This window comes from Rossellomorea aquimaris, from assembly GCF_008180865.1.
GTDB classification, from domain to species: Bacteria; Bacillota; Bacilli; order Bacillales; family Bacillaceae_B; genus Rossellomorea; species Rossellomorea yichunensis.
In genome coordinates this window covers 490,390-509,077 of record NZ_VTEX01000002.1, presented here as the reverse complement: position 1 = coordinate 509,077, position 18,688 = coordinate 490,390, and the positions used below count along the sequence as shown (strand labels likewise).

Genomic DNA, 18,688 nt, shown 5'->3' with positions numbered 1-18,688 from the left:
CATAGCCCCTTTTATATATAAGCCATGGTACTTGTCCCCTTGGTTCTTTTTTCGTCCAAGCATTACATTAAATTCATCATACTATTATATTAAATATTGTTTTTAGAGGTGATGAAATGTATAAAAAAAACCGAATCCAGTGTGATCCGAATCGTATACTCCCTCCTGAGGGGTGTGACTTTTACCCTCCTCCACCGGGACCACCAGGACCACCAGGACCGCCGGGACCACAAGGACCACCAGGACCACCAGGACCGCCGGGACCACAAGGACCAACTGGACCACAAGGACCGCCGGGACCACAAGGATCACAAGGACCACAAGGACCAGCTGGACCAGAAGGACCTGAGGGACCACAAGGACCGGCTGGTACTCCCGTTTTAACAGGAGTGGGATCACCAACATGCGATATTGGTAATGATGGAGATCTATATATTGATATATCCACAGGTAATACTTTTTATAAGCAACAACAACCTGTTCCTCCCACAACAAGGACGATACCTCCTCCAACAGGGAATACCCTGCTTGTAGGCTCCACTAGACCATTTACCACGATCCAAGCTGCTTTAACTGCGGCAGTAAATGGGGATCGATTATTACTCGACGCTGAAACCTTTATCATTAACTCCACCTTGAATGTGAACAAGTCGGTCACAATAGAGGGACAAGGTAAAGGCGCAACGACCGTTATTACTGCAAATAATGCTGTAACGTTCATGTTCAATGTCACGGTATCGAATGTAGTTTTCCAAAACATGTCCCTCGTTCAAAATTTCCCATCCATCGTATCCACTGAATCGATCATTCGAGTGGGGAATGTATCAGCTACCGGAATTTATGTCGATGATTGTGAACTCTCTGTATGTGAGTTCGGTATTTCACTGATTGCCTCTGAATTCCAGATCACCAATTGTGACTTTAATTATGCACCGGCTGCGGCGCTTAACAATAATTATCGGTATATCAGTATTTCTTCTACTTCAGGGCAAAGTATCATTGACACCAATACGTTTGTCTCTGATTCAGGGGCTGTCAGGTGCAGCTTCATCATTATCACGAATATAGCAGCCAGTTCAGGTACACTAAAGGGAGATTTGGTCATAAGGAATAATACACAATTAACCTCCCCCTTTACGCTGCGTCACCTTCTTCTCATGGAAGAATTTACAGGTGAAAATTTTGGATTGTATATCATCGATAATACGACCATCAGTGAAGGAAATGTTCCTGTCTTACTGTTTGGGCCCAACCTGAATATTTTTAAATTTTTAGCTTTTTATGGAAATACCGTTCAAAATACTGCAGGGAAAGGACTCGCTGGAATCGATAACAACTATTTGGGCAGCGCAGATGTTTTCAGTACGGGTAATACCATTGTAAATGAATCTTTCACTGCGGGATGGGCATCTGCGACTGATCCGGCAAGCTTTATCGTCGGATATAATTCAGCCGTTATTCCAGTACCGCCTAATCTGCCGCTAAATCCTTGTTATTGGTTATTGTTGAGTGAATTTATTTAGAGAGGGACTGCTTCTTGATTTAAGTAGTTCAGTTTTTGTGGGGAACATAAGAAATAACAAATCAATTTAAAGACCAAATCGCATAGTGATTTGGTTTTTTTCTTTTAATTGGACAACCATTTAAAGGAATGAAAAATTTCGTGCAATTCATCAAGCCTAAGAATAATAATGCTGATATAGTCGATTGGCAAATTTCTGAACAAGTTCGTGAAATTGTGAAGAATTATGCGGTATACTGCGAATATAGAGAGTGTGAAGTAGTGGATATGTTCTCAAAGGCGAAGAATTTCTTAAATGGGTTGATGGCATACGTAACAATAAAACAATGAGAAGAAAAATGGGTTAGAGGATGTCATGGAAGGACAAACAAAAACTTGACTAAATTACACAGATTGGTGATTGCTGATAAAGTTTACAATATAAACGGTATAATTTATAGTAGATAGATTAATGTGGACAAAAGGGAAACAAGGTTTCCTTCACAACCTAAGATGGGCTAAACCTGAATTTTATATGGAGTGTAAAATGATAACTAAAAACAATTTCAAGTATTATGTAGAACAACTTTTATTGACTTTAATACCGATTTTAATCTTTAACATAGGATTACCACATCTTTTACCTATTTTAAAAGTAGTTGGTTCCACTGTGTTCTTACTTATTTTAGTCATAGCAATGGCAGCTCTTGCTACTGGGAAAAGAAGATTTATCCAAGTTATTAGGTTAATATCAATAGTCAACTTCTTAGTTGTATTAGCCATGTTTCTTACCTTCTATATCAGCAGTTTCCTTGTACTGACTGACGCAATCGGATTCGAAAATTTTCTGAGACAAAACATTTCAACTGCTAAATATATATATTTTGCTATATGCTTTGCACAACCAATCATTTTACCTTTACCAGAAATGGTTACAGTGGTTGCGGCCAGTGCAGCATTAGGTTCATTCACGGCTTTTATTCTCGGCTTTTTTGGAACAATACTGGGGATTATTACAATGTTCTTTGTTTCGAGAATTGGTGGAATGAAGATAGTGAAAAGACTTGTCAACGAGAAACATTTAGAGCAGTACCATCAATATGTTCAAAAGAACGAATTACTAATTCTTGCGTTACTTTTTATTATTCCAATTTTACCTGATGAGATCATTTGTGTGGGTGCTGGTGTTAGTGGCGTTAGTGTTAAGAGGTTTTTAAGCGTTGCTATTTTTTCCAAAATAGTTACATCCTTCTCGCTTGCATATTCGATTGAATTAGCTTCTGCTCTTTCCTTAACTGCATCTCAATTAATGGTTTTTGTTTCGGCTGCTGCTTTACTTTTATTTGGTATTGGGATGTTGATCAAAAAAGTGTTGAATAAAAATGGTTAATTCAATTCGATTTGTACTCTGGAAAGGCATTTTCTCCACACAAATACACAGAGCGCATCTATCAATGAACATCACAATAAAGCCATTCTCATGGAATAGTGAGAATGGCTCTATTCATACTGAGACTATGGTTGATCCCTTGGCTTACAGAATCGTCTACGATCGGCCAGGTGCCTCATGAATTTTCACTTGCAGCGGATCAGGTATTTTAGGTTTTTCATTGTGGAAAGTCTAACAAAAGAAAAATCGAAGAAATGAAGTGTGGATCATGGTGAGAGGGAACGAAGAGTAGGTATAGGGGAACCGTCATTACTATTATATCGAGATATGACGATTACCCTTCAGCTCGATTCTCGAGGGTGAAAACCCGTTTATCAATATCTGTGATTCTTGTGTTCAGATAATGAAAGTCCGTTTCAGAACGTTGGTTACCTACTTTTAACAAAGCAATGACATCTTCTGTTTGTGAAACTTCGATTCTGTTAACCGTTTCCTTTATCTCTTTTAAGTCACTTCTGAACTCCTTCATATTTCCATCGAGTCCTTGCACATTACTTTCAAGTCCTTGCATATTTTGGACGAGTCCCTGCACATTACTGTCAAGTCCTTGCATTTTTTGGCCGAGTCCTTGCACATTACTTTCAAGTCCTTGCATTTTTTGGCCGAGTCCTTGCACATTACTTTCAAGTCCTTGCATATTACCTTCGAGTCCTACCATTCTTCCATCGAGCGCTTTCATATTACGGTCAAGCTCTTTCAAGTTTTGGTCGAACACCTTCATGTTCCGTTGAATATCGGATAACATGTTTATGATTTGCTTTTCCATTTTATCACCTCCCTCATACAATTATAATGGAAATGAATCGATGATACTACCCTGATATTTTGTGAACTTGCAAGCCAAGTAACAGGTACCTGAGTCCACAAATAGACGATAGTATAAGGGTGCCGACGGAAGCACGAGAACCGTCCCCACGCTTCCAAACAAATGATATATATAACTATTTCCTCCTACCTCTACATGCTACGATTTAAGCAGATTTTTAGTTTATGAGAGTAGGTGCATGTATGAAGAATGGTTTAAAGGTTGGCTTTATGGTGGGGGCGATTTCCGGTGTGGCAGCGATCGTGGTGTATTACTTGCTATGCTTTGTGTTAGACGTTACATTTGAAAAGATAACACCCGGGTCGATCCTCTTTATGTCGATTGTCGTGAATATGATCGGGACATTGATTTATATGAAATTAAAGAAACAAACGACGAGACCACGATGGATGTATGCTTTCATCACGATTGGGGTGGCACTGGCCCTTTCCCTATTTGACTGGGCTTTTCCTGCAGAGCCTGGCATAGCAGGTGTAGCGAATACGTTACATGGATTTGTGGCTACTCTTTCCATTGCATGGCTTCCGGGCTGGATGGATAGGACGGTCAGAAGAACAAAAGCTTGAGATGTAAGAATACGTATGAGGAGAGGGGGATGACCGATGCCATCTATCGTCAAATTTAACTGGTCAAGGCTGCTCATTATTCCTTCTTTCTATTGCTTGCCCTTGCCTTTTGGAGAAGCACCTCACACGTAAAATATCGTGAACTAGGCATAGTAATGCAGCATATGTGTGTGATGGTATTGATCGTCCTCTTTAACCCGTGGAATATCTGGTTCGGACTATACCCTTCTATTGTGACCGGATTCCTTCCCTCGTTTACACTGATCACGGTCTATACTGGATCGATGGTTGTCTTTTATATCGCTTCCGTATGGTATCATGTTGAATTTGACTTAGGAACACAGGATTTGTCCTGGATCCCAATCCTCATCCTTCTCATTGGGTTGCCGTATTTCCTCCGTAATCAACAGATATCGAATCAAATGAAATCAGAGCTTCTGGGGGCAAATGAAGAAATTGCACGACTCATCAAAATAGAGGAAAGAGAACGGATTGCCAGGGACCTTCACGATACGCTCGGTCATACATTGTCCCTCTTAACGTTGAAAGGTGAACTGGTGGAGCAGCTCATACGGCGAAATCCTGATGAAGCGATCCAGGAGGTACGCGAGCTTCAACACATTTCCCGAAATACGTTGATACAAGTGCGGAAATTGGTCAGTGATATGCAGTCTGTCCGACTATCAGAAGAAGTGGTTCAGGCATCGCAATTCCTTCAATCAGCAGGTATAGCGGTACATCTGAATTCGGTGGATTTGGAGAAAATACCCCTCGTGAATGGCAAAATACTCGGTTTGTGTCTTCGGGAATGTGTGACCAATATCGTGAGGCACAGTCAAGCTGCAAATTGCTGGATGACCATTCATGAAAATAGTGGCTCGTTCATCCTGGAGATTGAAGATGATGGAGTAGGCATGGAGAGTGTGAATAGAACCCATGAGGGGAGCGGTTTGATGGGGATGAAAGAGCGCCTCCGTATGATTGAAGGGACGTTACATTGGAAATCCAATTCCGGCCAGGGTATGAACATAACCATCTCTGTACCGAAAATCGAAAAACCATTTAGTGAATAGAGGTGAAAGCATGAGAATCGTAATCGCAGAAGATCAAGGTATGGTGAGAGGCGCTATCGGAAAGCTATTATCCTTAGAACCTGATATAGAACTGGTGGGTGAAGCTGAAAATGGGGAAGAAGCCTTGCGCCTAATAAGAGAGAAGTCACCCGACATTGCCATCGTAGATATTGAAATGCCCATCCTGAGCGGCCTTGAAGCGGCGGAGACATTGAAAGACGAAGGGCATCCTTGTCGCATTGTGATTGTGACAACCTTTGCACGAAGTGGTTACTTGCAACGAGCGATCCAGGCAGGGGTCTATGGCTATCTCCTGAAAGATTCCCCCGTTTCCCAATTGGCTGTGAATTTACGAACCATCCAAACAGGTCAAAAAGTATTCAGTCCGCAACTCTCCCACTCGATGTTCGAAGAAATGAATCCGCTTACGAAAAGGGAACAAGACATCCTACGCCATCTCGAGGAAGGATATTCCGTAGGCGAAATGAGTAAACTCTTATATCTTTCTCCTCCCACCATACGAAATTACATCTCTGAAATCATCCAAAAAGTAGAAGCGAAAAATCGTCTCGATGCGGTGATGATTGCGAGGATGAAGGGGTGGATTGGTTCTGGGGCGGGGAATGAGTAGCCCAATTGAAGATGAAAACGACTTACCCTGGACAGGAAGAGCAATGATTTGGCTCTTCTTTTTATTATTTCTTTCAATGAAAATAGTGATCCATGTAGAATTTTGCTTATGTGGTGATGGGTTTAACCCAGATGATTTAACTAAATGCCTTGTAATTGGTTGCCTTGCTCCCCAGCATGGTAAATCTTTAACGTAGCGGGGGCAGGCAACGCTTTTCATACTTCCTGGGATACTTTCTCGTATTCCCGCCTCTCCACATTTTTCTACCTTTTTACCCCACCTATTCTATGGTAAATTTAGTAGAATAGTAGTTTCACTTTTCAAACAATAGAATCCTATTCTGCATTAACCTTGGAGGCACTATGTTTTTCTCACTTCGCAACCGATTATTTATGATTTTCACCTTGCTGCTGACCTTTCCTTTTCTAGTTCTATCGATTCTCATTCCCAACTGGTTTACGTCCATAATGGAAGAACGTACCAAGAGTTCGACGATTGAAATGATGGAGCAGTATTCGCTGTATATTGATTCAATCACGTCACAGGCAGAGGATTTAGGAAAACAGGTACTGGTTAACCCTACGACTCAGGAATGGATCAAGTCCGAGGAGAATGATAGGGAGGTATCCGATGCCGAACGTCTTCTGATGAAGAACCAGTTAAAGGCGGAATTATCTTCGATGATGATCAACAATTCCAAGGCGATGTCCGTATCCGTTTACCTGAACGATGGAACCGGGACAGCTGGGAATCTTCCTCCTCTGGAGAAAACCATTTGGTTCGATGAATTCTATAAAGACGATCAACGCTGGCTTCGATCTCATAATGATCTGATGGCGGATCAGGTGAACAGTTACCTTCTGCCACTCTTTGATATCAATACCCTTGATTTATCCGGGGTGATCAAGGTGAATTTTCCATCGTCCCTTCTTGAGAATGCCTTAAGCAAGATCAAGCTGGGTGAGAACGGGAGAGTCTATCTCCTGGACAGCCTCGGAAGAAATGTGCTGACGGGCAGTGTCGATACACCGGAGAATGTAGTAAAGGAAAGCTTAAAGACTATTAAGACAGAGACGAACAGCTCGGGATTAATAGAGGTCCCTTTCGAGAAAGAAGAGTATATGATTTTCTATCAGAAGGCAAAGGTAGGAGAATGGGTGCTGGTCAGTGAAATTACCAAGTCCGAACTGTTCTCTCAGGTTAATGAGCTTCAGAGGAATCTCCTTTTGACGAGTGGATGGATATTCTTATTGACGATCATGGCGTCTTATCTCTTTTCTTCTACCATCGTAAAGCCTTTGGGGAAATTGACCGGTGCCATGAAGCTTGTTGAAAAGGGAGAATTTAAGAAAGCGAAGCAATTGATTCCTTCCATTAAGACAGCGAATGATGAGATTGGTTATGTGGTGGATGTGTTCGGCCAGACGGCCAACCGCCTCGATACCCTGATTGAAACAGAATATGAAGCCAACATACGCAGGAGGGATGCGGAATACAAGGCACTGCTACTGCAAATCAATCCCCATTTCTTAAATAATACCTTGGAAACCATCGGTGGTCTCGCAGCTCAAGGGAAGAACAAAGAGGTGATCGATGTCACGATCCATTTAGGGAGGATCATGAGATATTCCCTCAATACGGAATCTGACATGGTGACCCTTGGGGAAGAAATGACCTATATACGGAGGTTTATGGAAATTCTGAAGCTGCGATATGAAGAGGCGCTCTCCGTTTCCATTCAGGAGGATCCTGCAGCCTCTCCGCTCCCGATCATTAAGTTCGTTATCCAGCCACTCGTGGAGAATTCGGTTAAATATAGTTTCATAGAGAAAACGGAGGCCGTTCTTCGTATTTCGACGAAGAAAGTGAATGACTGGGTGGAGATTGTGATTGAGGATAATGGAATCGGGATCCCTGAGTCTATTGTGGAAGAATTGAAGCGTGACCACGGTCCTCATGAATCCAGTCATGTACTGGAAAGCAAAGGACGAAGCATCGGACTTAAAAATGTCCTGGGGCGTTTAAAGCTGTATTACGGAGAAAATTTCACCTATCATATTTCATCAAAAGAGTATCAAGGTACAACCATTGTCTTACGCATAAAAAGTGGAGAGGGGGATCTTCATGCTGAAGGTGATTCTGGTCGATGATGAAATTCAAATCCGAAGAGGGTTGAAGTGGAAAGTGGACTGGGAAGAAGAAGGCTTTGTTATTGCCGGCGAAGCCTCCAATGGCAAGGAAGCGTTACAGGTTATCGAAGAAGTGATGCCTGATGTTGTCCTGACCGATGTCAGGATGCCGGTCTTGGATGGGATGCAGCTTGTGAAAGCGTTATCGGGTAAGTATCCTGATATCAAGGTGATCGTCCTGTCGGGATACGCGGATTTCGAATATGTACGTTCCTCTTTGGTCGAAGGAGTGAAGGATTATCTGCTTAAGCCCGTCGATCCCGAGGAATTGACGGCTGCCCTCAGGAAGATCAGGGGCGAGATTGAAGCGGAGAAGCAGAGAAGAATGGAAACGGTCAGAATGAACCAGTTCCACGCCGAGGAAATGAGAGAGCAGTACCTGCTTCATTTGGTGAAGGATGAATGGGCAGGGAAGAATATTTCCGGGGAGAGACTGAGTCAGCTGAAGCTTGATGTGCTGGCAGGTGAGGACACGGTTGTTCAGTTCATCACCGTAGAGATTCGAAGTAGTGACCCCGAACAGGTTAGGGATTTGTTTCTGCCCTTCAGGATGTTGTGCCGGGAATTATCCTATGAGCATGAAGGAATCATGTCCTTCTACGACACGAGCTATCAGAATATGATTCATTTCTTATGTCTACAACACTCGGGAGGGAATTCAATCCATACTTTTGTTCAGGAACTGCAACGGAATGTCAGCAGCTATCTGAATGTTGAAACGGTCATTGGGGTGGGGAAAGTAGTCATTGGTTTATCTCAATTAAAGAACGGATACATATCCTCCCTTCTCTCCTGGAGCCAAAGTTCCGCTGATGCCACGTCCCAATTCATTGACGGGTCAACGAGTAAACAGACGGTGGAATTCACTGACGATGTGGAATGGAAGTTGTCAAACAGCATGGAGCAGGGCGATTATGAGACTTTCAAGAAACATCTACTGACTACCCTTGCTGAATGCGACCGGCAATCGGTGATGTCTTATTCCTTTGCAGCCAGCCGGGTGCTCTTTATGCTTGGATCCATGGCAAGGAAATATGATCTGTATACCGAGGATTTAGAGAAGAAGATGTGGAATTGTCAATTGGGTATATGGGAACTGACTTCCCGGTACCGGGTTAAAGGACAACTGCTGGACCTTTCAAGAATGATTGCGGATAAGGTGAGTGAAACCCGGCATTCCTCTAATGGAATTGCCATCGTGGAAAATGTAAGGCGGTATATGGACAAGCATTACACCAATGAAATTTCACTCTCCTCCCTTGCTGATCAATTCCATATCAACTCGGCCTATTTATCGGAGATGTTCAAAGAACTGGTAGGACAGAATTTCAGTGATTATCTCGTCAACCTCCGAATGGACAAAGCCCGTTCCCTGTTGATGGATGAACAGTTAAAGATCATCGAGATTGCACATCTTGTCGGCTATTCCAATTCCGGCTATTTCAGCACTGTATTCAAGAAGCGATTTGGACAAAAGCCACTTGATTACAGGAAATCCAGGACAGTGGATAAGGGGGAGGCACGATGAAGTATAAGTTAACTGCCATCTATGTACTGGCTGCGCTACTCATGTTGACAGCAGGGATCTACAGCATCTTAACTTTTACCTCATTCCAGGAAACCAGCAGAGAGAAGGACGGAGAAAAGCTGGATGAACAAGCCCAGATCCAACTGACATTCTGGAGAAACAAGGGGACAGAGCTTGAGAATCAGGCGTATGAAGAGCTGGTGGCCGACTTTAATAAGGAGCATCCCGCGATCGAAGTGGAGATGGTCCCCATCCCTTATGGGGATTATGAGTTGAAGCTTAGAACTGAGATGGCAGCAGGTGACCCACCTGATATTTTGACGATCGATACGCCGACTCTTGCCCTTTATGCAAGTGCGGGTGGTCTTCTGTCGTTGGATTATTATATGAGACAAGATGGTCATATTGAGGATCTCGCAACCCCTACGTTGAAGGGGATCACATACGAGGATGAAATCTATTTATCACCGATTGCAGAATCAAGTGTGGCTCTCTTTTATAACATCCATTTGTTTGAAAAAGCAGGGGTTCCCCTCCCTTCCAAAAATCCACATGACCCGCTGACTTGGGATGAGGTTCTCGAGGCTGCTAAGAAAATCTCTGCTTTAGCACCCGACATCACGGGAATAGACCCGGGCCAGGGATTTCCGGATGGGGAGTCGCCATCCTACTTCAAGATGCCTATCCTTTGGCAATTTGGAGGAGATGTACTGGATCCGGGCAATCAGACAGCGAGTGGTTATTTGAACTCCACGGCTTCACTGAGAGCCCTACAGTTTTATCAGGATCTCTATCAGAAACACCGGGTAGCCAAGGTTGAACTCCCCGAGGAAGCATTGGAGACCGATAGGCTCGGTATGACGGTCCTCGGTTCCTGGATGGTGGAGAGTCTCAGTATGATGAACCCTGATTTCCGGCTGGGTGAGGATTTCGGGATTACCGCCCTGCCGAAAGGGAGCGAACAGGCGGTTCCAAACGGAGGGTGGTCCCTCGGGATTTCGTCTGACACTGACTATCCCGATGAAGCATGGGAGTTTATCCAGTATGTCACCAGCTTTGAAGGTGCAAAGAAGTATGTGGAGATCACCGGGGATGTTCCGGCTCGTTATTCTGTTGCAGAAGCCTTTCCCGAGTTCAATGAGTATCCGAAGAATATTTTCGTGGAACAGGCACAAAAGTACTCAAGGAATCGACCGATCACCCCAGCCTATCCTGTCGTGAGCGAAGCAGTCAAAGCGCTATTTGAAGATGTGGGTATCGGAGGGAAGGACGTCAAAACTTCGGCAGAAGAAGCGGTCAAAAAGATCAATGAAGAACTGAATGATTTGGAATAAAAACCTTTGGCAGCTGCCAGAGGTTTTTTTTGTGTGCAGTAAACTTCCAAAAAATTTAAACTGTTTCATCCGAAAATAGTAAACGTTTTCATTCTGGGATTCTAGTAAAGTGAACTCAACGGACATCCTCACCTAAATGGGGAGGATCATTGTTTCTGAACAAAGTGATTTATATAAAGGGGGTCAAAAGATTGCAAGAACTTGCCAAGGCAGATACACCAGTCATAACGGAAACAAAGAAAAATTCGAAGCTCAAAACCAAGCTCCATTATATGAAGAAAAACTATATTCTCTATTTGTTTCTTGCACCTGCCATCATTCTTACGATCATTTTCAAGTATGTTCCCATGTATGGGGCATCCATCGCATTTAAGGATTTCAGTCCCATCAGGGGGATCAATGGAAGTGAATGGGTGGGGTTCAAGCACTTTACGGACTTTTTATCGTCTCCGAATTTCATGGATATCCTGGTCAATACTCTGAAATTAAGTTCCTTCGAGCTTCTGATCGGGTTTCCGATCCCGATCATCCTTGCACTGATGCTGAATCAGCTCCGGAAAGCAGGGGTGAAGAAGAATATTCAACTCATCCTTTATGCACCACACTTTATCTCAGTCGTCGTCATCTCCGGGATGATCTTTCTCTTCCTATCACCTACAGGACCGATTAATGCGATGCTGTCGGTTTTTACGGATAAGCCGATTTCATTCATGTCTGATCCTGATGCCTTCAGAAGCATCTATATCTGGTCAGGAGTTTGGCAGGGCGCGGGGTGGGCATCGATCATTTATGTGGCGGCACTCGCCAATGTGGATCCCCAGCTTCACGATGCAGCAACCATAGATGGGGCATCCCTTCTGCAACGCATCCGGCATATCGATCTTCCGACGCTGAAGCCTGTAATGGCGGTCCTGTTCATCCTGGCTGCAGGAGGCATCATGGCGATTGGATTTGAGAAAGCCTATCTGTTACAGACTTCTATGAACCTTCCAACCTCGGAAATCATTTCAACCTATGTATACAAGCGGGGGCTGCAGGCAGGTGACTATTCATTCGCCACGGCAGTAGGGTTGTTCAATGCCGTCATCAATGTCATCTTATTGGTTTTCGTAAACCGTGTGGTCAAGAAATTAAACGAAGGCGAAGGTCTTTTATAGAAAGGGGGAAACGAGGTGTACCAATACACCAGGAGTGATAAACTCATTCTTTTCATTAACAAAATCCTGCTTGGGGGAATCGTGATCATTGTTCTGTTCCCTTTGATATACGTGCTACTATCCTCGGTTCTTGAGCCGAATGTTCTGGTGAAAAAAGGATTCCTCATCAGCGGTTCGGATTGGACACTCGAGGGTTATAAACGGATCTTCGAGGACGGTACCATCGTCAAAGGATTCATCAACTCGATTCTCTATTCTGTCGGATTCACGCTCATCACCGTGAGTGTCTGCATCTTTGCCGGCTATTCCCTCTCGGCTGAAGGGCTTGTCGGACGAAAGTTCATCATGGTGTTCTTTCTCATCACGATGTTCTTCAACGGGGGGTTGATCCCGACGTATATGGTGGTGAAGGACTTAGGGATGCTGAACACGATTTGGGCGATCATCCTTCCCAATGCCATCAACGTTTGGTTCATTATTCTTGCAAGAACTTACTTCAAATCGATTCCGAATGAGTTGAAGGAAGCAGCAAGGATCGACGGGGCATCGGAGTTCAAGATCTTCTTGAACATCGTGTTTCCGTTGTCAAAGCCGATCATCTTTGTCATCGCACTCTATGCGTTCATCGCACAATGGAATTCATATTTCGATGCGATGATCTACCTTGAAGACCGGGATTTGTACCCGTTACAGCTCGTCCTGCGATCGATCCTCATCCAGAATGAGGTGCAGCCGGGAATGATCGCTGACCAGCAGGCTGCTGCGGAACTCCAAAGAATTTCAGAGATGATCAAGTATTCATCCATCGTATTAGCAAGCTTGCCGCTGATCATTATGTATCCATTCTTCCAGAAATACTTTGAAAAAGGTGTTATGGTGGGATCTTTAAAATAATCTATATTTTATCAATGGGGGTTTAACAATGGGGAAAAAGACGAAGACAATGTCGGTACTTCTGATGTCAGGCATGCTTCTTGCAGCCGGGTGCAGCAACAACAGTGAAAATGCTTCTTCTGAGAATTATGAACTGGAAAATGTAAAGTTTCCGTTAGAGGAACAGGTGACGCTTAAGATGATGACATCCAGCTCACCACTTGCTCCGGATGATCCAAATGAAAAGCTGATCTTCAAAAGGCTCCAGGAAGAAACGGGAGTGAAGATCGACTGGACCAATTATACAGCGGGGGAAACCTTCAATGAAAAGCGGAATCTGGCTGTCGCGAGCGGCGAGCTTCCAGACGCGATCATGAATGCGGGATACAGTGACTATGAGCTATTGAAGCTTGCGAAGGATGGAGCGATCGTTCCTGTTGAGGATCTGATTGATGAGCATATGCCCAATCTGAAAAAGGTGTTGGAAGATGCGCCTGAATATCGCTCGATGATGACGGCACCGGATGGGCATATTTATTCCTTCCCTTGGATTGAAGAGCTTGGTTCAGGAAAGGAAAGCATTCACTCCGTTGATGACTTCCCATGGATCAACGTCGAATGGCTGAATAAACTGGGGCTTGAAATGCCGAAAACAACAGATGAACTTAAAGAAGTCCTGAAAGCATTCAAGACTCAGGATCCAAACGGGAATGGTGAGGCAGATGAAATCCCGATGTCCTTCATCATCAACCATGGAGGTGAAGATGTGTCCTTCTTGTTCGGTTCATTCGGACTCGGTGAGAACTGGGATCACACGGTCGTCACCAATGACGGTGAAGTGAAGCTGACGGCAGCCGACGAAGGGTATAAGGCTGCCATCAATTACTTAAATGAATTATATAAAGAAGATTTGATTGACGTAGAAGCCTTTGAACAGGATTGGAATACCTACCTGTCGAAAGGGAAAGAAGGACGTTACGGCATGTACTTCACATGGGATAAAGCCAACATCACGGGTATGAACGATCAATATGACCTCATGCCAGCCCTTGAAGGCCCTGATGGAACGAAGAATGTGGCGAGAACGAACGGTATGGGATTTGACCGGAACAAAATGGTCATCACGAGTGCGAACGAGAACCTTGAACTGACGGCGAAGTGGATCGATCAATTCTATAATCCGCTTCAATCGGTTCAAAATAACTGGGGAACATATGGGGATGACAAACAGCAAAACATCTTCGAAATGGATAGTGCAAGCAATTCATTAAAACACCTTCCATTAGAAGGAACGGCTCCTGTTGAGCTCAGGGAAAAGACATCCGTCGGCGGTCCACTGGCAATCTTGGACGAATACTATGGAGCCGTGACGACGAAACCGGATGATGCTGCCTGGAGACTGGGGCTCATGAAGGATGTCATGGTACCGGATATGAAGGCGGATAACATCTATCCAAAAGTATTCTTCTCCCTTGAGGAGTTAGATAAGCTTTCGAAGATCGAGACCGATCTGCTTGCTTATGTGAAGCGTAAAAAGGCAGAATGGATCACCAACGGGAAAGCCGATGAAGAATGGGCGGATTACTTGAAACAACTCGATCGCCTCGGGTTACAGGAGTGGCTGAAAATAAAGCAGGATGGATATGACCGTAACCAATCATAATTAAATTCAGGCTGTACCTTGCCCAGGCAATCGTGCAGCCTTTCGAATGCAAAGGAGAATCCTTATGACGAATCATTATCAAGAAAAAATGAGCCTTTATTCAGAAACCTATCGTCCGCAATTTCACTTTTCCCCGAAGGAAAAGTGGCTGAATGATCCGAATGGGATGGTCTATTTCGAAGGGGAATATCATCTCTTCTTTCAATATCATCCACAAGGAACCACGTGGGGACCGATGCACTGGGGGCATGCGGTTAGTCGGGATTTGATCCATTGGGAGGAGCTGCCGATCGCTCTTTATCCTGACGAGCACGGTGCTATTTTCTCTGGAAGCGCCGTGGTGGATTGGAAGAATACATCGGGTTTCTTTGAAAAGGGGAATGGCGGGCTGGTCGCCATTTATACAAGTGCGGACTCATATCCGGATTCCGATCGTCCAAGACAGAGACAAAGTCTAGCCTTTAGTCTTGATCATGGCAGGACGTGGGAGAAATACGAGGGAAATCCTGTCCTGTCAGATGAGGATATTACCGATTACCGGGATCCCAAAGTGTTTTGGCATGAGGAATCTGAACGTTGGGTCATGGTGCTGGCGACGGGTCAGACGATTACCATATATACGTCCCCTAACTTGATCGACTGGGAGTTTGCCAGTGAATTCGGTCAGGACGAAGGCTCCCATTCCGGAGTATGGGAATGCCCGGATCTGTTTCCACTCATGGTTGACGGAAATCCCGATCATGTGAAATGGGTGATGCTGGTGAGCATTGGTGACAACCCCGATTTCAAGGAAGGTTCAAGGACCCAGTACTTTGTTGGGGACTTCGACGGCAAGACGTTTATCAACCATCATAATGCAGACACCATCCTCTGGCTCGATCACGGAAGGGACAATTATGCGGGAGTGAGCTGGTCCGATATCCCTGAAAAGGACGGAAGACGAATCTATCTTGGATGGATGAACAACTGGAGATATGCAAACCAGGTTCCGACTGAAACGTGGAGAGGAGCCATGACATTGCCTAGAGAAATGACCTTGATATCTACTCCAGATGGGGTTCAGCTTTTACAAAAACCTGTATCTGAAATGAATAGAATCAGAAAAGAATCAAAGGTCATCAAGGCAATAGGGCTAACGGATGAAGCGTACTCAATGGATGTAAATCATGAATTAATGGAAGTGAATCTGGCTGTAACGTTGGAAGAGGCAAAGGAGTTCAGGCTGACTATCCACCATTCATCCGATGAGAAAACGAGTATCCGGTACAATCGAATCACCCAAGTGTTATCGATCGACAGGACTCAGTCAGGAGAACACGGGTTTTCGGATTCATTTCCGGGAATTTCCGAATGTCCTGTGGAATTAATGGACGATACGCTCAACCTTCATATATTCCTGGACTCATCTTCCTTAGAGGTATTCGCACAGGGAGGAGGGGGAGTATTAACCAACCTGATCTTCCCACAGGGAACGAATCACACCCTTTCCCTCACTGCCCTTGGAGGTGGTGCCAAGGTAGAAGAGCTCATGGTTACCGAGCTTTCCTCTATCTGGGGAAAGGAAGTACGAGAGCATGAATGACCCATCGATTTTATGCATCGGTGAACTGCTCATCGATTTCTTTTGTACCGATATCAATAAAGACCTGGCACATGGCCAACATTTCTCAAAGCAAGCAGGAGGGGCTCCTGCGAATGTGTGTGCCACCATTACCACACTTGGGGGGCGCGCCAGATTCCTGAGCAAGGTAGGAAATGACCCGTTCGGCCATTTCCTGAAAAACACCATGAAGGATCTTACCATTGATGATTCTTCCATTCTTCTTGATGAGCATCATCCTACAACTCTGGCGTTTGTATCATTGAAAGAAGATGGGGAAAGAGATTTCGTGTTTAATCGAGGGGCGGATGCCCATCTGAACAAGGAAGACCTTCATCAAAGCAGCTGGAGGGAATCTTCCATCATTCACTTTGGATCTGCCACCGCCTTACTGGATGATCCCTTTAAATCCGCGTACGTATCCTTCATCCAAATGGCCAAGGAAGCAGGGAAATTCGTCTCCTTTGACCCGAACTTCCGAAGCGATTTATGGAAGGGGAGAGAGAGGGACTTCATTGAGGTGGCGGAGCAGTGCATCAGTCAAGCAGACTTCGTCAAAGTAAGCGAAGAGGAATGTAAGATCATTTCTGGATTCGCCCATCTATCAGATGGAGTCGAACATTTTCATAGACTGGGAGCAAATACCGTAGCCGTCACCCTTGGGAAGGATGGAACACTGGTTTCAAATGGAAAAGAATCGTGTATCGTCCCAAGCATTCCCGTTCATTCCATTGATTCAACGGGGGCAGGCGATGCATTTGTTGGGGCGACACTGCATCAATTCAATCACTATCAGGATCCGAAAGCCCTCCTGAAGGATTTCGAAGAATTAAAAAACGTCATTTCAACCAGCAATCGCGTGGGGGCAACTGTTTGTACAAAAATAGGGGCGATCAGCGCGATTAGGGAATTAGAGGGACGGACCTCTAAATGGTGATAGTTATACATTAGCGCACTGATTGGTGTCTGATGACCAGCATGGTAAAGCTTTAGCGTGTTGGGGGTCAGGCACCGTTTTTCGTCATGAGCTAACAGGAAGCAGGAGAACCGTCCTTGTGCATTCTTGAATTCATATATTCAAAGAAGGTTTAGATAAATGATACATAAATTGTCAGGGGCAGACCCTCACTGTGTGACGGAGGGTTGACCACTTTTCTCATTGTTCAATACAGTGTAGAACCTTAAAAAAACTTAATGTTCGGTATTTTGCGGAATTCTCTAATTTTGTATGGTAAGTTATTATTTGGAAATACAGATTCTACTCTATTAAGAAAGTGTATTATGAATAGAGTTGTAGTGTTAATGATAATGAATTTTGGATGAGGGATTAAGCAGGTCTTAGAAGAAAAGGGTGAAAAAATGCCAATTCTTTTCATCATAGGGGAATTTCATTTTTTCATTAATCTATTTTTTCATTAATGATTACTGCTTTTATTTTTGCTATCTACTAGTATTCTTAGATTTCTGGCATCGTTCTTGGAAATGAAAAAAAAATTGGGGGAGAATCCTGTGATATGAATAAACAGATAATCGGTTCTATTTTTTTCCTAATGACAACGATCCTTTATAGTACCAAATACATCACAGCAGCAATCGCAGGTGCCGATAATGGTGCATGGGGTGAAAAAGATTTTGTCCTATATCTATCCTTTACACCAAGTATTTTTAATGTATTTATTTACTTTACAATGTTAATAGGTATTATATATTTTGTTTGGGGGATTAGTGATAGTAAAAAAGAAACAACTTAACCCAGACAGGAAGAGCAGATTATTTTTGCTCTTCTTTTATTATCATCTTAATGAGCACTGAATAGTGCCTGACCCAATCACGGTAAAGCTGGCGCTGTTTTTCATATCTGGTTCTACATTAATATCTGAAAGGATGATGTTGATGAAAAAAAAGCAACTATACTTCCTGGGATACTTTCTCATATTCCCACTTATATTTATCACGAGCTTCTTATTATGGGGGAGTGTGATAAAAGGAAATGGTCTATGGACCGTGATGACAGATGCGTTATCGATCATAGGAATCTATTATATCCTCACGAGTATTATATTTAGCTTTGTTATGAGGAAACAAGTGAAATTCGAAAATGAATGAAATAAAAATGCCCCCGAACGTAGAAAGTTTCAGCGGTCGGGGGCATTTCATTTTTAGTTAAATTCATGATCTATCATACTAGGTTCCATCACTTATCAATCACAATATTTGAATTGATTTTTAATAGTTCCTCAATAAATCTCTCTTTCTTCTTATATTGTTGCCAAACCCTCAGCACGGGAAAACTGGAG

The 18,688-nt window shown here is 43.7% G+C and carries 18 protein-coding genes; 17 read left to right on the top strand and 1 reads right to left on the bottom strand.

Annotation, left to right across the window (positions count from 1 at the left end; translation table 11 throughout):
• Positions 1-116 precede the first annotated feature (116 nt).
• The 3 genes from FZC88_RS10150 (at position 117) to FZC88_RS10140 (ending at position 2,891) form a co-directional block, all read left to right on the top strand.
• Positions 117-1,523 carry a right-handed parallel beta-helix repeat-containing protein gene (locus FZC88_RS10150; RefSeq protein ID WP_187443571.1) on the top strand — a complete coding sequence of 469 codons (1,407 nt, stop codon included), beginning with the start codon at positions 117-119 and terminating at the stop codon, positions 1,521-1,523.
• 140 nt (positions 1,524-1,663) lie between these two features.
• Entirely contained in the window at positions 1,664-1,852 is a 189-nt protein-coding gene (locus FZC88_RS10145) for a hypothetical protein (protein ID WP_262371820.1), read from the top strand.
• A 121-nt stretch (positions 1,853-1,973) separates the two neighbouring features.
• Positions 1,974-2,891 carry a TVP38/TMEM64 family protein gene (locus FZC88_RS10140; protein WP_148994715.1) on the top strand — a complete coding sequence of 306 codons (918 nt, stop codon included), beginning with the start codon at positions 1,974-1,976 and terminating at the stop codon, positions 2,889-2,891.
• Between the two features lie 334 nt (positions 2,892-3,225).
• Here FZC88_RS10140 and FZC88_RS10135 read toward each other — a convergent pair whose 3' ends face one another.
• Positions 3,226-3,717: a hypothetical protein gene (locus FZC88_RS10135; RefSeq protein ID WP_148994714.1), complete on the bottom strand. Its 492-nt coding sequence runs from the start codon at positions 3,715-3,717 to the stop codon at positions 3,226-3,228.
• Positions 3,718-3,959: 242 nt separating this feature from the next.
• Here FZC88_RS10135 and FZC88_RS10130 point away from each other — a divergent pair, with 242 nt between their 5' ends.
• The 14 genes from FZC88_RS10130 to FZC88_RS10065 all read left to right on the top strand — a co-directional run bounded on the left by FZC88_RS10130 (position 3,960) and on the right by FZC88_RS10065 (position 18,497).
• A complete protein-coding gene (locus FZC88_RS10130; RefSeq protein ID WP_148994712.1) occupies positions 3,960-4,343 on the top strand; it encodes a DUF6069 family protein in 384 nt (127 codons plus the stop codon).
• Positions 4,344-4,498: 155 nt separating this feature from the next.
• Complete coding sequence (locus FZC88_RS10125; protein WP_148994711.1) at positions 4,499-5,416, top strand: sensor histidine kinase; 918 nt, start codon at positions 4,499-4,501, stop codon at positions 5,414-5,416.
• A gap of 10 nt (positions 5,417-5,426) precedes the next feature.
• Positions 5,427-6,047: a response regulator transcription factor gene (locus FZC88_RS10120; RefSeq protein WP_148994710.1), complete on the top strand. Its 621-nt coding sequence runs from the start codon at positions 5,427-5,429 to the stop codon at positions 6,045-6,047.
• Entirely contained in the window at positions 6,040-6,243 is a 204-nt protein-coding gene (locus FZC88_RS10115) for a hypothetical protein (protein WP_148994709.1), read from the top strand. Before FZC88_RS10120 ends, FZC88_RS10115 begins: the two co-directional genes overlap by 8 nt.
• Before the next feature lie 166 nt (positions 6,244-6,409).
• On the top strand, positions 6,410-8,197 hold the full coding sequence (locus FZC88_RS10110; protein WP_148994708.1) for a sensor histidine kinase: 1,788 nt from the start codon (positions 6,410-6,412) through the stop codon (positions 8,195-8,197).
• Positions 8,172-9,764 carry a response regulator transcription factor gene (locus FZC88_RS10105; RefSeq protein ID WP_262371819.1) on the top strand — a complete coding sequence of 531 codons (1,593 nt, stop codon included), beginning with the start codon at positions 8,172-8,174 and terminating at the stop codon, positions 9,762-9,764. Before FZC88_RS10110 ends, FZC88_RS10105 begins: the two co-directional genes overlap by 26 nt.
• On the top strand, positions 9,761-11,098 hold the full coding sequence (locus FZC88_RS10100; protein ID WP_148994700.1) for an ABC transporter substrate-binding protein: 1,338 nt from the start codon (positions 9,761-9,763) through the stop codon (positions 11,096-11,098). Before FZC88_RS10105 ends, FZC88_RS10100 begins: the two co-directional genes overlap by 4 nt.
• Positions 11,099-11,289: 191 nt before the next feature.
• Positions 11,290-12,255, top strand: coding sequence for an ABC transporter permease (locus FZC88_RS10095; protein ID WP_397541181.1), 966 nt, complete (start codon positions 11,290-11,292; stop codon positions 12,253-12,255).
• Positions 12,256-12,270: 15 nt separating this feature from the next.
• The gene (locus tag FZC88_RS10090) at positions 12,271-13,149 is read left to right on the top strand and encodes a carbohydrate ABC transporter permease (RefSeq protein WP_148967672.1); all 879 of its coding nucleotides are present in this window, start codon (positions 12,271-12,273) and stop codon (positions 13,147-13,149) included.
• A gap of 28 nt (positions 13,150-13,177) precedes the next feature.
• The gene (locus FZC88_RS10085) at positions 13,178-14,791 is read left to right on the top strand and encodes an ABC transporter substrate-binding protein (protein WP_148994699.1); all 1,614 of its coding nucleotides are present in this window, start codon (positions 13,178-13,180) and stop codon (positions 14,789-14,791) included.
• A 64-nt stretch (positions 14,792-14,855) separates the two neighbouring features.
• Positions 14,856-16,373, top strand: coding sequence for a glycoside hydrolase family 32 protein (locus tag FZC88_RS10080; protein WP_262371818.1), 1,518 nt, complete (start codon positions 14,856-14,858; stop codon positions 16,371-16,373).
• Positions 16,366-17,328 (top strand): carbohydrate kinase family protein, encoded by a 963-nt coding sequence (locus FZC88_RS10075; RefSeq protein WP_148994698.1) that lies wholly within the window; start codon positions 16,366-16,368, stop codon positions 17,326-17,328. Before FZC88_RS10080 ends, FZC88_RS10075 begins: the two co-directional genes overlap by 8 nt.
• A 577-nt stretch (positions 17,329-17,905) precedes the next feature.
• Entirely contained in the window at positions 17,906-18,142 is a 237-nt protein-coding gene (locus tag FZC88_RS10070) for a hypothetical protein (protein WP_148994697.1), read from the top strand.
• Positions 18,143-18,284: 142 nt separating this feature from the next.
• Positions 18,285-18,497 (top strand): hypothetical protein, encoded by a 213-nt coding sequence (locus tag FZC88_RS10065; RefSeq protein ID WP_148994696.1) that lies wholly within the window; start codon positions 18,285-18,287, stop codon positions 18,495-18,497.
• The last annotated feature ends 191 nt before the right edge of the window (positions 18,498-18,688 follow it).